The sequence below is a fragment of the Microbacterium sp. T2.11-28 genome (assembly GCF_950097975.1).
In the GTDB taxonomy this organism is placed as follows: Bacteria; Actinomycetota; Actinomycetes; order Actinomycetales; family Microbacteriaceae; genus Microbacterium.
In genome coordinates this window covers 785261-799654 of the sequence record NZ_CATNHF010000001.1, presented here as the reverse complement: position 1 = coordinate 799654, position 14394 = coordinate 785261, and the positions used below count along the sequence as shown (strand labels likewise).

The window sequence follows — 14394 nt, the reverse complement described above, 5'->3', positions numbered from 1 at the left end:
ACCGGTGAGACGCTGCGTTTCGTCTCGCTGCGCTCGCTCAACGACCGGTGAGACGCTGCGTTTCGTCTCGCTGCGCTCGCTCAACGACCGGTGACTGACGCTGCGTTTCGTCTCGCTGCGCTCGCTCAACGACCGGTGACTGACGCCGCGTTTCGTCTCGCTGCGCTCGCTCAACGACCGGTGAGACGCTGCGTTTCGTCTCGCTGCGCNGACGTATCCGGTCGTCGAGCGAGGGAGCGGAGCGACCGAGACGAGACGCGGTGCCCGGCCGACGGCTCAGCGGATCTCGAACGCCGCCGGCTGGAGCACCTCGTCGCGCGACGACGGCCCGATGAGCAGCTCGAACGCGCCGGGCTCGACGATGCGGCGACCCGCGGCGTCGACGATCGTGCAGTCCGCGGCGGGAACGGTCACCTCGACGACCGCCGTCTCGCCGGCGGCGAGGTCGACGTGCCGGTACGCCTTGAGCTCCTTGTCGGCCCAGCTCACCGACGTGACCTGGTCGCGCACGTACACCTGCACCACCTCGTGCGCCGCGCGCGCTCCGGTGTTGCGCAGCGTCACACGGGCACGGACGGTGTCGCCGACGTCCACGGCGGGCGTGAGGATCTCCACCTCGCCGTACTCGACCGTCGAGTAGGACAGTCCCTCGCCGAACGCGTGCGCAGGACTCTGGGTGAGGTCCGCGTAGCGGTCGCCGTGCTGGCCCCGGATCTGGTTGTAGTACGTGGGCTGCTGCCCCGCGTGACGTGCGAACGAGATCGGGAGCCGCCCCTGCGGCTCGATCCGCCCGAGGAGGAGTTCGGCGATCGCGCGTCCGCCCTGCATGCCGGGGTTGGCGACCCAGACGAGCGACGCCTCGCGCACGGCCTCGGGCAGGACGAGGGGCTTGGAGGCGAGGAGCACCACGACCAGCGGCGTGCCGGTCGCCGCCAGGGCCTCCAGGAGCGCCCGCTGTCCGCCGACCAGTTCGAGGGTGGCCGTCGAGCGTCCCTCGCCGACCAGCTCGATGCGGTCGCCGACGACCGCGACGACGACGTCGGAGCGCTCCGCGACGGCGACGGCCTCGGCGATCTCGGCGGCGTCCGGCTCGCGCGGCACGACGATCGGCGGCCGCGGCTGGCCGTCGGGGAACACGCCAGCGGGGTCGTCGGAGAGGTCCAGGATGCCGGCGCCCTCGGTGAACTCGACGCTCCAGTCGGCGGGGACGAGGTCGCGCAGGCCGTCGAGCACCGTCGTGATCTGCGCGCGCGGGTGGCCGTCGGGCATCCAGTCGACCTGGCCGGACGAGCCGGCCCAGTCGCCGAGCTGGGTCTGCGCGTCGTCGGCGAGCGGTCCGACGACCGCGATCCGCCGGGGCGCGGCGGCGGGCTCCAGCGGCAGCGTGCCGTCGTTGCGCAGCAGCACGAGCGAGCGGCGGGCGACCTCGAGGTTCAGGTCGGTGTGGGCGCGCTGGGCGATCACCGAGCCGATCCGCGCCGTGTCGGGCAGGCGAGGGTTCTCGAACAGGCCGAAGCGGAACTTGAGGCTGAGGATGCGGGCGACGGCGCGGTCGATGTCGGACTCGTCGAGCATGCCGGAGGCGACCGCGTCGAGCGCGCCCTCGAAGAACTTCGGCGTGGTCATGACCATGTCGTTGCCGGCCTTGACGGCGGCCGCGGCCGCGTGCGCGTAGTCGGGCTGCACCTTCTGCTCCCAGACCATGCGGCCGATGTTGTCCCAGTCGGTGATGAGCGTGCCGGTGTAGCCCCACTCGCCGCGCAGGACGTCGCTGAGGAGCCAGTCGTTGATCGTGATCGGCACGCCGTCGGTGGTCTGGTAGCCCAGCATGAACGTGCGGCAGCCTTCGCGCGCGACGCGCTCGAACGGCGGGAGGAACCACGAGCGGAGCTTGCGGTGCGAGATGTCGGCCTCGCTCGCGTCGCGCCCGCCCTGGGTCTCGGAGTATCCCGCGAAGTGCTTGGCCGTGGCGAGGATCGCGTCCGGGTCGTCCAGTCCGCCGCCCTGATACCCGCGCACCATCGCCGAGGCGAGCTCGCCGATGAGGAAGGGGTCCTCGCCGAAGGTCTCGTTCACCCGGCCCCAGCGCAGGTCGCGTGCGATGCACAGCACCGGCGAGAAGGTCCAGTGGATGCCGGTGGCGGCCACCTCGGCGGCGGTCGCGCGGGCCACCTGCTCGACGAGGTCGGTGTCCCATGTCGCCGCCATGCCGAGCTGGGTGGGGAAGATCGTCGCGCCCTCCCAGAACGAGTGCCCGTGGATGCAGTCCTCGGCCACCAGCAGCGGGATCCGCAGCCGCGTCTGGGCCGTCAGGTGAGCGGCCTGCAGCACCTTCTCGGGGGAGGTGTGGAGGATCGATCCGGCGTGGCGTCCGAGGACCGCCTCGTCGAGGTCCTCGCGGGCGTCCAGCTGGAGCATCTGCCCCACCTTCTCGGGCAGCGTCATGCGGCCGAGGAGGTCGGCGACGCGGTCGTCGACGGGCAGGTTCGGGTCGAGGTAGGGGGAGGTCGACAGGTCGACGGTGGTCATGCGGGAGAGTCCTTGGTGGTCGGGGAGAGCGGCGGAACGGCGGCGGCGGGGCGCACGACGGTGACGGCGTCGTTGACGTCGAGCCCCTTCTTCTTCATCGCGCGGGCGCGCTCGCCGGCGGAGCGCAGGCGCGGGTTGACGTATTCGTCGATGCCGAAGTTGATGAGCGAGAGGGCGACGCCGATGGCGGCGATGCACAGGCCCGGGGGCAGGTACCACCACCACTGGTTCTGCCGGAACGCGCCCTGGGCGCTGGCCCAGTTCAGGATCGTCCCCCAGTTGTAGGTGTCGACGGGGATGACGCCGATGTACGAGAGCGTCGTGAGTCCCAGGATCGCGGCAGTCACCGTGCCGACGAAGCTCGCCGCGATGAGGGCCATGAGGTTGGGGAGCATCTCGACCGCGATGATCCGGCGCAGCGGCTCGCCGTTGGCGCGCGCGGCCTGGATGAAGTCGCGGTTGCGCAGCGACATCGTCTGCGCCCGCAGCACCCGCGCACCCCAGGCCCAGCCGATGATGCCGAGCACGCCGGCGATGAGGATGAGGGGCGGATCCTCGAAGGTCGAGGCGACGATGATGATGAGCGGGATCCCGGGGATCACGAGGAAGACGTTCGTCAGCGCCGACAGGGCCTCGCTGCGCCAGCCGGTCAGGTAGCCGGAGATCACGCCGACGACGATCGCGATGATCGTCGCGATGACGGCGGCGAGGAAGCCGACCACCAGCACGCCGCGCGTGCCGTGGATCACCTGGCTGAGCACGTCCTCACCGATGTGGGTCGTCCCGAGCCAGTGGGCGGCGGAGGGCGGCTGGAAGCGCGCGGTGTTGTCGACCTTGGTGGGAGAGTAGGGCGCGAGCACGTCGGCGAAGATCGCGACCAGCACGAAGAAGCCGAGGATCGACAGGCCCGCGATCGACTTGCGGTTGCGGAACATCGCGAACGCCGCGCCGAACCGGGTGCGCCAGGTCGCCTCGGGGCGCGCGGTCGCGATACGGGCTGTGGTGGTCATGCTCAGGCCTCCGTCTGGCGGGTGCGGGGGTCGAGGAACGCGTACGCGACATCGGCGAGGATGTTGGCGACGAGGACCGACAGGGTGATCACGAGGAAGACGCCCTGCATGAGCGCGAAGTCCTTCGCGTTGGTGGCGTCGAGCAGGAGCTTTCCGACGCCCGGGTAGCTGAAGACCATCTCCATGACGATCGTGCCGCCGACGATGAAGCCGATCGACAGGGCGAAGCTCTGGATCTGGGGCAGCACCGCGTTGCGCGCGGCGTAGCGCCACAGCACCCGCCGGTTCGGCATGCCCTTGGCCTGCGCGACGGTGATGTAGTCCTCGTCGAGGACGGTGAGCATCATGTTGCGCATGCCCAGCATCCATCCGCCGAGCGAGGCGATGATGATCGTGACCGCCGGAAGCGTGCCGTGGTGGATCACCTCGCCGATGAACTCGGCCGACCACTCCGGCTGCACGCCGACGCCGTACGCCTTGCCGATCGGGAACCACTTGAGGTTCACCGAGAAGACGGCGATCGCGAGGAGCCCCAGCCAGAAGTAGGGGATCGTGCTGAGGAAGGTGGTGAGCGGGATGAGCCCGTCGAGCCTGCTGCCGCGGCGCCATCCGACGATCGCGCCGCCGAGGGTGCCGATCACGAATGACATGATCGTGGCGAACCCCACGAGTCCGATCGTCCAGGGGAGCGCCCCCGCGATCACCTCGGTGACGGGGCGCAGGCCGTGCAGCAGCGAGACGCCGAGGTCGCCGCGCAGCAGCAGGCCCCAGTAGTCGATGTACTGCTGGAGCAGGCTCTTGTCGGAGTCGAGTCCGAGCAGTGCCCGCAGCGCCTCCGCGGCCTCGGGGCTCACGTTCCGGTTGCGCGCCAGGTACTGGTCGACGGCGTCGCCCTTCATCAGGCGCGGCAGGAAGAAGTTGATCGTGATCGCGGCCCACAGGGTGAACAGGTAGAACGCGGCGCGTCCGCCGAGGAAGCGCCAGGGGATCCGCGAGTGGCCCTTCTCGGCCACGGTGGCGGTCGTCCCGACCTCGAGCGGGTCGGGGGTGCGCGTCAGCGACTCCGGCGGGAGCTGGGGTTCGACGGCGGTCACAGGGAGCCTCCCAGGGTCTCGGTGCGTCCCGACCCGGATGCCGCGGCGAAGTGCTTCTCGGGGTCGGGCGATGCGGCGCGCAGTTCCTGCGTGTACGGGTCCTGCGGGCGGAGGATGACGTCGTCGGCGGGGCCGCGCTCGACGACGCGACCCTGGTTGAGCACCATGATCTCGTCGCTGAAGTGCCGCGCCGTCGCGAGGTCGTGGGTGATGTAGAGGACGCCCAGTCCCTCTTCGCGCTGGAGGTCGGCCAGGAGGTTCAGCACTCCCAGGCGCAGCGAGACGTCGAGCATCGAGACGGGCTCGTCCGCGATGAGCAGCCGCGGCCGCGAGGCGAGGGCGCGCGCGATCGCGACGCGCTGACGCTGACCGCCGGACAGCTCGTGCGGCCGGCGGTCGATGACCGCATCGGCGTCGAGGCGCACGCGCTCGAGCAGGCGGCGCACCTCCGCCTCGGTCTCGGACGCCGGCACGACGTCGTCCAGCCGCAGCGGACGCTCCACGTGGTAGCGAATGGAGTGGTACGGGTTGAGGGAGGCGAAGGGGTCCTGGAACACCATGCGCAGCTGCTGCCGGTACGAGCGCAGCCCCGCGCCGCGGCGGGGGATCGGCGCACCGTCCAGCCGCACCTCTCCGCTGGAGGGCACCTCAAGCTGGGTGAGGATCTTCGCGATCGTCGACTTGCCGCTTCCGGACTGGCCGACCAGGCCGATCGTCTGGCCCGACTCGAGGGTGAAGCTCACGTCGTCGAGCGCCTTGATCTGGCCGGCGCCGCGGACGGAGTAGATCTTGGACACGTGGTCGAATTCGAGGAGCGTCATCGGACCACCACCCCCCGCTCGCCGGTGAGGCGGGGGAACGAGGAGAGAAGCGTCCTCGTGTACTCGTTCTGCGGGTTCGACCAGATGCGCTCCGCGGTGTCGAGCTCGACGATCTCGCCCTCGCGCATGATCGCGATGCGGTCGCTGATCTCGAGCAGCAGGGGCAGATCGTGGGTGATGAAGATCACCGAGAAGCCGAATTCGCGCCGCAGCTGGGAGATCTGACGGAGGATCTCGCGCTGCACGAGCACGTCGAGCGCGGTGGTCGGCTCGTCCATCACCATCAGCTGGGGCCGCAGGGCGAGGGCCATGGCGATCATGACGCGCTGTCGCATGCCGCCGGACAGCTCGTGCGGGAAGGAGCGGTAGCGCTGCCCGCCGACCTTCACGATCTCGAGGAGCTCGACGACGGCCTCGCGGCGCTGGGACCGCGTCAGCTCGGGACGGTGCACGATGAACACGTCCTCGAGCTGGGAGCCGATGGTGGCGACCGGATTGAGCGCGTTCATCGCGCCCTGGAAGACCATGGAGATCTTGTCCCAGCGGAACGCGAGCATCTGCTCGGCGTCGAGGGCGTTGACGTCGATGTCGTCGCCGGAGGCGTCGTGGAAGACGACGGAGCCGCTCGTGATGACGGCGGGGGCCTTCAGCAGGCGCTGCACGCCGTAGGCCAGCGTCGTCTTGCCGCAGCCGCTCTCGCCGGCGAGGCCGAGGATCTCGCCGCGCTGGAGTTGGAGGGTGACGTTCTTGACCGCGGCGACGGGCGGGTCGACGTCGTAGACGACGGAGAAGTCGCGGACGGTGAGGAGGGGTTCGCTCATCGGAGCGTGCTCGCTTTCGTTCGGGTGCGCGCCCCGGTGGAGCGGACGCGGAGTGCGCATCCGCTCCACCGGGGGCGGGCTCACTCGGCCGGGGTCAGCTTCGTCAGCACCTGCACGACGGCGGGCTGGGTCGGGTCGGCCGACGCGTACTGGTCGTCCTCCGAAGGCCATCCGACGTAGTTGCGGGTGTTGAACTCACCCAGCAGCGGGTGCGAGCCGAGCGGGATCGCCGGCACGTTCTCGACGAACGCCTTCTGCATGACGGCGAGGGCGGCCTGACGGTCCTCGTCGGACGACGCGTTGGCGTACGTGTTGAGCGCCTCGGTCACGGCCGGGTCGTCGAAGCGGCCGAAGTTGAACGCGGCCTTGCCGTCCACGATCCACTTGGGGTCCATCGTCGAGGTGTACATGCCGTACGCGTTGCCGGTGTCCTCGAGCCAGTGGATGATCGCGTCGAACGTGCCCTCCTGGCGGGCGGCGTCCCAGCCGCCCCAGTCCGGCTGGTCGACCTTCACGTCGATGCCGAGGCCTTCCTTGAGCTCTTCGGCGATGAGGGCCTGCTCGGTGTTCCAGTCGCTCCACCCGGCCGGGACCGAGATCGAGAACGAGACGGCCTCGCCGTCGGGGTCGATGAGCTTCTCGTCCTTCCAGGTGTAGCCGGCGTCCTCGAGGATCGACTTCGCCTTCTCGACGTCGACCGAGTAGTCCTGGCCCTGGTACTCGGGCAGGATCTCGCTGTCGAGCACCTCACCGAGGCCGGTGACGCTCCAGACCGGCGAGCTCGCGCCTTCGCGGGCGATGTCGACGTAGGCCTCGCGGTCGATCGTCCACGCCAGCGCCTGGCGGAGGGCGACGTCGTTGAACGGCTTCTTCTGGAGGTTCAGGAAGAGCGTGCCGGCGCCGGCGGTCGGCGAGACGAGGAACTGGTTGGCGTCGTCGGCGGACAGGTAGGCGTCCTGGATCTGCGGGATGAACGCCTGCGCCCAGTCCGCCTCGCCGGTGGCCAGCGCGGTGGTGAGGGCGGCGTTGTCGCCGTAGGAGACGTAGTGCAGCTCGGGCACCGCCAGCTCGCCGCCCCAGTACTCGGGGTTCGCGGCGAGGGTGACCGACTCGGTGGTCCACGAGTCGAGCACGTACGGGCCCGTGCCGACGGCCTGGCCCTCGCCCGTGAGCGGGTCGGTGTTGGGGTCGGCGATGTCGGCCCAGATGTGCTCGGGCACGATCTGGAAGTGCAGCACGCGTGCCTGCTGCGTGAACTTCGAGCTGTTGAAGTCGATCGTGACGGTGTCGCCGTCGACGGCCACGCTCTTCAGATCGAGCGCGTTGGTGTCGTTGAGCTTGCCGTCGAGCACCTGGTTGAACGAGAACGCGATGTCCTCGGCGGTGAAGTCCTCGCCGTCGCTCCACTTCACGCCGCTGCGGGCCTTCGCCGTCAGCTGGGTGAAGTCCTCGTTCCAGGTGACCTCCTCGGCCAGCCACGGCGTCGTGCCGAGGTCGCCGGTCGGGTTGACGAGCGCGAGCGACTCGAAGATGACCTTGCCGTAGCCGTACTTCGAGGCGGACGAGTCGCCGAGGTAGGGGTTGTTGGACTCGGTGGTGATCGCGCCGTCGGGCTTGGCGATCGTGAGGGCGGCACCCGATCCTGCCGGATCGGTGGTTTCGCCCGTGCCACCGGCGCAGCCGGTCAGCACCAGGGCCGCGGCGAGGCCGACGGCGGCGAGGGAGGTCTTGAGCCTCATTGCTTCTCCTTCGTGAGTGGATCCCCGGCGCCGGGTGGACTCTCGAACGAGCAACTCGGCACTGAGTGTGATTGCGGGAGTTAACTTACAATCAAGTAAGTAAGTAAGCAACTCATGATGCGGGATCGTTGCGGAATCGACCTGCGTAGACTCTGATCCGGCATCGGAGGGAAGGGCGACACATGGTCGACGGACGACGTCAGCCGCGATCGCGGCCCGAGACGATCGCGCGCCGTCGGGACATCCTCGACGCCGCCGTCGACATCTTCGGCGCGAAGGGCTTCGCGGGCGGCACGCTGCAGGACATCGCCGATCAGGTGGGCATGACCCACGCCGGGATCCTCCACCACTTCGGCTCGAAGGATCAGCTCCTCCTGGAGGTGCTGGAGCATCGCGACCAGACCGATGTCGCCGACATCGAGGGCCAGCACATTCCCGACGGGGTCGAGTTCTTCCGCCACCTCGTGCGCACCGCGTTCCTCAACGCGCGCCGTGCCGGCATCGTGCAGGCCTACGCGGTGCTCTCGGCCGAGTCCGTCACCGACGGTCACCCGGGGCGGGAGTATTTCGAGGGCCGCTACCGGACGCTGCGCGCCGAGGCGACGGCCGCTTTCCGTCTGATCTGCGCGCAGCGCGGCGTCACCGAGCCCGACACGATCGCATATGCCGCTGCCGGCATCCTCGCCGCCATGGACGGTCTGCAGGTGCAGTGGCTCCTCGATCCGACCGACGTCGATCTCGCCCGGGCCTCGGAGTTCGCGATCGAGGCGATCGTCTCCGCGGTGCTCGATCCGCGGCCGTCGCCGCTCGCCGACTAGCCCGCGGTCGCGGTCTCCGAGCCGTTCCCCGGCCCCCGAGCCTGTCGAGGGGCGGTCCCCGAGCCTGTCGAGGGGTCGCCCGACGGCTGACCGTCAGAACGGCGCGCGCTCCGTCACATCGCCGGTTGAAGGGTCGCCGGTCGTGAAGAACAGCGTGCGCGCCGGCCGGTCGGGATAGACGCGGCCGGTGGGGCTCGTCCAGTGGAGGACGCCGTCCGGTGATTGCCGGACCCGCCACGCGGAGTGGTGCTTCAGCGTGTGATGGCGTCGGCACAGGTGGGCGAGATTGCCGAGCTCGGTGGGTCCGTCGTGCGCCCTCGCGATGGTGTGGTCGACGTCGCAGCGGGCGGTGGGCATCCGGCAGCCGGGGAAGCGGCAGTGCTCGTCTCGGACTCGCAGGAACCGTCTCAGCTGATCCGACGGCCGGTACCGGTCGACCGCGACGACGGATCCGGTGATCGGGTGGGTGAGGACCCGGTCCCATCCCGTCGCCGTCCCCGCGAGCCGGAGCGCGGTGGCGGTGTCGATCGGGGAGTGGCCGACGAGCTCCGCGGGTGCGGTGCCGGCGCCCAGGAGCGTGAGCACGGGGACCGTGATTTGCACCTGCGCGACGATCGCCTCGCGCTCGGGGAGCGAGCCGTTCGTGACCTCGGGTGAGGCGTGCCCGGTGAGGAGCAGGTCGGTGAGGACGTCGGTGCGGACCTCGCCCGCCGACCGGCTGTCGATCGGGGTGGGCTCGTCGAGCGGCGATGCCTCGACGGTGCCGCGGGCATCGATGGCCTGGCGGGCGATCTGGTCGAGCCGGTTCTTGATCCCGTGCGCGATCGCCGCCGGCAGCGTCGCGATGAGTTCCGCCATGCCGTCGTCGAGGTCACGCACCCACACCGAGCGGCCTTTCGCAGCGACCGCGTGCCGCTCGTTGAGCGGGACCGGGTGGAGCCTGCTCGCGAGGAGCTTCGCCGCGGGCCGCAATCGCCCGGGCGCCTCCCGGCGAGCGATCGCGAGCGCGGCATCCTCGTACTCCCGCCGGACCTGATCGTCGTCGATCCGGGTTCCGGCGTCCACGACGACCTCCAGATGTGCGCGGGAGATGGACCCGTCGGCCAGAGCGGTGAGCGTCGCCGGGAACCTGGTCACGATCTCGAAAGCGTCGGACAGCTCGCGTTGCACCGATCGGTCGGGGTGACGCAGCGAGGCGCCGATCTGCGCGGCCATCGACCTCATCGGGATGTCTGCATCGCGTGACGACGCCGCGCCATCCGCCTCTGCCTGCGCCCGCGCCATCTCGACCGCTTCCGCGAGCAGCAGGATCTTGCGGGCCTGTGCGGCGGCGATCGTCCGCTCCGCGTCCGCCAGCGCATCCAGCAGCGCGTCGACCCGGGGCGGGACGACGCCGGGATCGCTCGCGCTGATGCCTGTCATACGGCCGATCCTGCTCGGGGCTTCCGACATCCGAGGAAGGGAAGGCCAGGTCAGAGCCATTTCCTGTGGATAACCACGCCGCGGAGCCGCCTGGGGAGGAGGCCCGGCGGGTTCGGGGACCGTGAGGCCGCCCCCTCGCAAGAGCCCGGGGCGCGGACCTCCGCCAGGCCCGGCCGGCGATCAGCCCCTGAGGCCGTCGATCGTGTACTCGATGCACTTGATCAGCTGGCGCACGTCGTCGGGCTCAATCGACACGAACGTCGCGATGCGCAGCTGATTGCGGCCGAGCTTGCGGTACGGCTCGGTGTCGACCACGCCGTTGCCGCGCAGGCTCGCCGCGACGGCCGCGGCATCCACCGTGTCGTCGAAGTCGATGGTGACGACCACCGGCGAGCGGTCGGCGGGGTCGGCCACGAACGGCGTCGCGTACGGCGCCTGCTCGGCCCACGCGTAGAGCGCACCCGACGACTCGGCGGTGCGGGCGGCGGCCCAGCCCAGGCCGCCGTTGCCGTTGATCCACTCGAGCTGCTTGTCGAGCAGGTGCAGCGTGGCGACCGCCGGCGTGTTGAGCGTCTGGTTGAGCCGCGAGTTGTCGAGGGCGTTCTTGAGGCTCAGGAACTCGGGGATGTAGCGGCCCGAGGCGGCGACCCGCTCGATCCGCTCGATGGCGGCCGGCGAGACCGCCGCGAACCACAGGCCGCCGTCGGAGCCGAGGTTCTTCTGCGGTGCGAAGTAGTAGACGTCGCTCTCGGACACCGAGAAGTTGATGCCGCCGGCGGCGCTCGTGGCATCGATGACGGTGAGGGCGCCCTCGTCGCCGCGGACGCGGGTCACCGGGGCGGCGACGCCGGTCGAGGTCTCGTTGTGCGGCCACGCGTACACGTCCACGCCCGGCACGGCCTCGGCGGCGACGCGCGTCCCCGGCTCGGCCTTGCGCACGTCGGGGGCCTCCAGCCAGGGCGCCGAAGCGGAACCGGCGAACTTCCCGCCGAACTCGCCGAAGACGAGGTTCTGGGCGCGCGACTCGATGAGCCCGAACGCCGCAGCGTCCCAGAAGGCCGTCGAGCCGCCGTTGCCGAGGATGATCTCGTAGCCGTCGGGAAGGCGCAGGAGGTCGGACAGCCCCATCCGCACCTGGCCGACGAGGCTCTTCACCGGCGACTGCCGGTGGGAGGTCCCCATCAGCACCGACCCGGGGCCGGCGAGCGAGGCGAGCTGCTCCGCGCGGATCTTGGACGGGCCGCAGCCGAAGCGTCCGTCGGTGGGCAGGATCTCGCGGGGGAGCGTGACGTGGGCCATGGACCGATTCTATGGTCGGCGGCTGCCGGCGCCCGGCCACCGGCCGTCACAAACGGATAGGCTGGAAGGCCACCCCAGAACCCGCGCGACGAGGCCTTGCATGACCGATCTGATCGACACCACCGAGATGTACCTGCGCACGATCCTCGAGCTCGAGGAGGAGGACATCACGCCTCTGCGTGCCCGCATCTCGGAGCGTCTCGGTCACTCGGGCCCGACGGTCTCCCAGACGGTCGGCCGCATGGAGCGCGACGGTCTCGTGGTCGTCTCCGAGGACCGCTCGCTGGAGCTGACCGACGCCGGCCGGCAGAAGGCCGTCGACGTCATGCGCAAGCACCGTCTCGCGGAGCGGCTGCTCAGCGACGTGATCGGCCTGGACTGGGCCTACGTCCACGAAGAGGCCTGCCGGTGGGAGCACGTCATGAGCGAGCTCGTCGAGCGGCGCCTCATCGAGCTGCTCGGCCACCCCACCGAATCGCCGTACGGCAACCCGATCCCGGGGCTCGACCAGCTCGGCGACGTCCCCGCCCACACCTTCCACGACGGCGTCGTCGGCCTCGTCCGCGCCCTGAACACCGAGGGCGGGCCCATCGCCGGCACCGTCCGCCGGCTCGCGGAGCCGGTGCAGGTCGACCCGGAGCTGCTGGACCAGCTGCGCGCCGCCGGGGTCGTGCCCGGCGCCTCCGGGCAGTTCCGTTTCAGCGAGGGATACGTGCTCGTGCAGATGGACGGACAGGACGACGGACTGGAGCTCCCGGTCGAGGTCGCGTCGCACATCTTCCTCGTCGAGGCACGCCCGCAAGCCTGAGCATCACCGGGGAGGGTCCTGACAGACAGGGTCCTTGCGTGACTTATTCGTTACTTTCCGGTAGCGTGCAAGAGTCCGACGGCGAGAAGCCCGCCACAGGACCTCCACGCGGAAAGCCTCTACGGTCCGTCGTTCGCGTGGATGAAGCCCGTACATCTGTGCCCGACACAGTACGACGAACACTGCCGACGGACGCGTCTCACCCGGCCTGGGTAAGCGGAGGCCGGGAGGAAAGTTTGGCTGAACAGTTCGATTCGTCGAAGGAAGCACCCGACTCCGAGACGACCCCTGCCCAGGCGATCGACGCCGCGCGGAGCGGTCGTTCGCGCCGGATGCTCGCCCGCCGCACCGCGGCGAAGAGCCCGGCCGTGGCCACCCGTCGCGCGCGCCACCGCACCGCGCACCCGGTGCGCAGCTTCCTGACCGTCACCGCCGTGGCCGGAATGGTCGCCACCGTCGCGATCCCCGCCTTCGCCGCCGCTCGCGGTGTGACCGACGAGGCCGTCACGATCCAGCAGGTCGCCGCCGAGAACGCCCAGTCGCTCGTCATCGCCTCCGAGGCTACGCCCGCGGCCCTCAAGCGCGGCGGCTACTCGGCCACCACGCCCGAGGAGATCGAGAAGAAGAAGCAGGAGGAGGCCGCCAAGGCCGCCCTGGCCGCGCGCCTGGCCGCGCAGTCCTCCTCGTACTCCTCGTCGTCGTCGGTGAGCATGGCCGTCCCCGCCACGATCGCCGCAGCAGGCGACGTGGTCCGCCCGCTCACCTCGTTCAACAACTTCGGCACCCCGTACGCCGGCCACAAGGGCACCGACTACATGGTCGGCCGGGGCGCTCCCATCTACGCGATCGCCGACGGCGTCGTCGTCGCCTCGAGCGAGAGCGGCCCGGGCTGGGGCGTGTACGTCAAGATCGCGCACAACATCGGCGGCAAGAGCGTCACCTCGCTCTACGCCCACATGCTCTACGGCAGCCGTCGCGTCTCGGTCGGCCAGACCGTCTCGGCGGGTCAGCTCATCGGGCAGGTCAGCGACACGGGTCGTGCCTTCGGCACGCATCTGCACCTCGAGATCCGGCTCAACGGCGGCTACGTCAACGCCGAGTCGTGGCTGCAGGCCAACGCCAGCTGATCCCCCGCGTCCTCGACGCACCTCCGACACGCGGCGACGATCGCATCACGTTGCGCCTCGCCCTGCGCGCGGTGTATTAGCCTGATCCCGACGCTCGCACGAGCCCAGGGGGAGCAGATGGACGTAGTACCCCGCATTCGATCCATGAATGCCACAGACCGGTATGACTCCGGTCGCTATGTCCTTCGGCATCGTGTGCACGACTGCCGCGACCTCGGTCGTGGATCAAAGGCGCTGTCTTTCGACAGCGCCTTTTTTCGTGCTCGCACCCTCTTCGCCCGGGCGGCGTCGCAACCGAACAACCGCTGAAGCCGTCACGGCAGTTCGAGAGGACACCGAATGCGCACTCTGGTGCTGAACGCAGGATACGAACCCCTGGCCGTCGTCTCGTTCAAGCGAGCCCTCGTGCTCGTGATGAACGACAAGGCCACCGTCGTCGAGCACGTCGACAACGATCCGGTCTGGGGAGCGAGAGGCGCGTACGACCGCCCGGCCGTGATCCTGCTGACCCGCTACGTCCGGGTGCCCGGAGGGCGCCGCGTGCCGGTGACCAGACGGGGGGTCCTGCGCCGGGATGCCCACCGCTGCGCGTACTGCAGCAAGGGCGCCACGACGATCGACCACGTGCTGCCGCGGTCACGCGGAGGCGCGGACTCGTGGGAGAACCTCGTGGCCTGCTGCCTGCGGTGCAACAACATGAAGGGCGACCGCACCCCGCAGGAGATGGGCTGGGAGCTCAAGTGGATCCCGCAGCCGCCTCGGGGGGCGCAGTGGACGGTCCGCGGCACCGAGCGCACCGACCCGGTCTGGGAGCCGTATCTGGCGCTCGCCGCCTGACCAGCGCCGCCGACGGGATGTCGGTGGTCGTCCGTATCTTCGATCTCGACGGATTGAGGAGCTAGAACA

12 protein-coding genes are annotated in these 14394 nt (G+C 70.1%); 4 read left to right on the top strand and 8 right to left on the bottom strand.

Annotated elements, in window-relative coordinates; all coding sequences use genetic code 11:
• Positions 1-276: 276 nt before the first annotated feature.
• The 6 genes from QQZ13_RS03855 to QQZ13_RS03830 all read right to left on the bottom strand — a co-directional run bounded on the left by QQZ13_RS03855 (position 277) and on the right by QQZ13_RS03830 (position 8014).
• The gene (locus QQZ13_RS03855) at positions 277-2529 is read right to left on the bottom strand and encodes a glycoside hydrolase family 3 N-terminal domain-containing protein (RefSeq protein ID WP_284527787.1); all 2253 of its coding nucleotides are present in this window, start codon (positions 2527-2529) and stop codon (positions 277-279) included.
• Entirely contained in the window at positions 2526-3539 is a 1014-nt protein-coding gene (locus QQZ13_RS03850; protein ID WP_284527786.1) for an ABC transporter permease, read from the bottom strand. Before QQZ13_RS03850 ends, QQZ13_RS03855 begins: the two co-directional genes overlap by 4 nt.
• 2 nt (positions 3540-3541) lie before the next feature.
• Positions 3542-4633 (bottom strand): ABC transporter permease, encoded by a 1092-nt coding sequence (locus QQZ13_RS03845; protein WP_284527785.1) that lies wholly within the window; start codon positions 4631-4633, stop codon positions 3542-3544.
• Positions 4630-5454: an ABC transporter ATP-binding protein gene (locus QQZ13_RS03840; protein WP_284527784.1), complete on the bottom strand. Its 825-nt coding sequence runs from the start codon at positions 5452-5454 to the stop codon at positions 4630-4632. Before QQZ13_RS03840 ends, QQZ13_RS03845 begins: the two co-directional genes overlap by 4 nt.
• Positions 5451-6275 carry an ABC transporter ATP-binding protein gene (locus tag QQZ13_RS03835; RefSeq protein WP_284527783.1) on the bottom strand — a complete coding sequence of 275 codons (825 nt, stop codon included), beginning with the start codon at positions 6273-6275 and terminating at the stop codon, positions 5451-5453. Before QQZ13_RS03835 ends, QQZ13_RS03840 begins: the two co-directional genes overlap by 4 nt.
• Before the next feature lie 80 nt (positions 6276-6355).
• Positions 6356-8014 (bottom strand): ABC transporter substrate-binding protein, encoded by a 1659-nt coding sequence (locus QQZ13_RS03830; RefSeq protein WP_284527782.1) that lies wholly within the window; start codon positions 8012-8014, stop codon positions 6356-6358.
• Between the two features lie 182 nt (positions 8015-8196).
• Between QQZ13_RS03830 and QQZ13_RS03825 the strand changes: the two genes are divergently transcribed.
• Positions 8197-8832 (top strand): TetR/AcrR family transcriptional regulator, encoded by a 636-nt coding sequence (locus QQZ13_RS03825; protein ID WP_284527781.1) that lies wholly within the window; start codon positions 8197-8199, stop codon positions 8830-8832.
• Positions 8833-8925: 93 nt separating this feature from the next.
• Here QQZ13_RS03825 and QQZ13_RS03820 read toward each other — a convergent pair whose 3' ends face one another.
• The gene (locus tag QQZ13_RS03820) at positions 8926-10254 is read right to left on the bottom strand and encodes an HNH endonuclease signature motif containing protein (protein ID WP_284527780.1); all 1329 of its coding nucleotides are present in this window, start codon (positions 10252-10254) and stop codon (positions 8926-8928) included.
• Between the two features lie 180 nt (positions 10255-10434).
• Complete coding sequence (serC, locus tag QQZ13_RS03815; RefSeq protein ID WP_284527779.1) at positions 10435-11553, bottom strand: phosphoserine transaminase; 1119 nt, start codon at positions 11551-11553, stop codon at positions 10435-10437.
• A gap of 100 nt (positions 11554-11653) precedes the next feature.
• Here serC and QQZ13_RS03810 point away from each other — a divergent pair, with 100 nt between their 5' ends.
• From QQZ13_RS03810 to QQZ13_RS03800, 3 genes are all read left to right on the top strand, one after another.
• The gene (locus tag QQZ13_RS03810; RefSeq protein ID WP_284527778.1) at positions 11654-12361 is read left to right on the top strand and encodes a metal-dependent transcriptional regulator; all 708 of its coding nucleotides are present in this window, start codon (positions 11654-11656) and stop codon (positions 12359-12361) included.
• A gap of 236 nt (positions 12362-12597) precedes the next feature.
• On the top strand, positions 12598-13488 hold the full coding sequence (locus QQZ13_RS03805; RefSeq protein WP_284527777.1) for a M23 family metallopeptidase: 891 nt from the start codon (positions 12598-12600) through the stop codon (positions 13486-13488).
• A 339-nt stretch (positions 13489-13827) separates the two neighbouring features.
• Positions 13828-14325 (top strand): HNH endonuclease, encoded by a 498-nt coding sequence (locus QQZ13_RS03800; RefSeq protein ID WP_284527776.1) that lies wholly within the window; start codon positions 13828-13830, stop codon positions 14323-14325.
• The last annotated feature ends 69 nt before the right edge of the window (positions 14326-14394 follow it).

What these genes read in the sequence shown, in the direction of transcription:
- QQZ13_RS03810 (WP_284527778.1), top strand. Translation starts at nt 11,654, where the DNA reads ATGACCGATCTGATCGACACCACCGAGATGTACCTGCGCACGATCCTC.
- QQZ13_RS03835 (WP_284527783.1), bottom strand. Translation starts at nt 6,275, where the DNA reads ATGAGCGAACCCCTCCTCACCGTCCGCGACTTCTCCGTCGTCTACGAC.
- serC (WP_284527779.1), bottom strand. Translation starts at nt 11,553, where the DNA reads ATGGCCCACGTCACGCTCCCCCGCGAGATCCTGCCCACCGACGGACGC.
- QQZ13_RS03825 (WP_284527781.1), top strand. Translation starts at nt 8,197, where the DNA reads ATGGTCGACGGACGACGTCAGCCGCGATCGCGGCCCGAGACGATCGCG.
- QQZ13_RS03800 (WP_284527776.1), top strand. Translation starts at nt 13,828, where the DNA reads ATGCGCACTCTGGTGCTGAACGCAGGATACGAACCCCTGGCCGTCGTC.
- QQZ13_RS03850 (WP_284527786.1), bottom strand. Translation starts at nt 3,539, where the DNA reads ATGACCACCACAGCCCGTATCGCGACCGCGCGCCCCGAGGCGACCTGG.
- QQZ13_RS03840 (WP_284527784.1), bottom strand. Translation starts at nt 5,454, where the DNA reads ATGACGCTCCTCGAATTCGACCACGTGTCCAAGATCTACTCCGTCCGC.
- QQZ13_RS03830 (WP_284527782.1), bottom strand. Translation starts at nt 8,014, where the DNA reads ATGAGGCTCAAGACCTCCCTCGCCGCCGTCGGCCTCGCCGCGGCCCTG.
- QQZ13_RS03855 (WP_284527787.1), bottom strand. Translation starts at nt 2,529, where the DNA reads ATGACCACCGTCGACCTGTCGACCTCCCCCTACCTCGACCCGAACCTG.
- QQZ13_RS03820 (WP_284527780.1), bottom strand. Translation starts at nt 10,254, where the DNA reads ATGACAGGCATCAGCGCGAGCGATCCCGGCGTCGTCCCGCCCCGGGTC.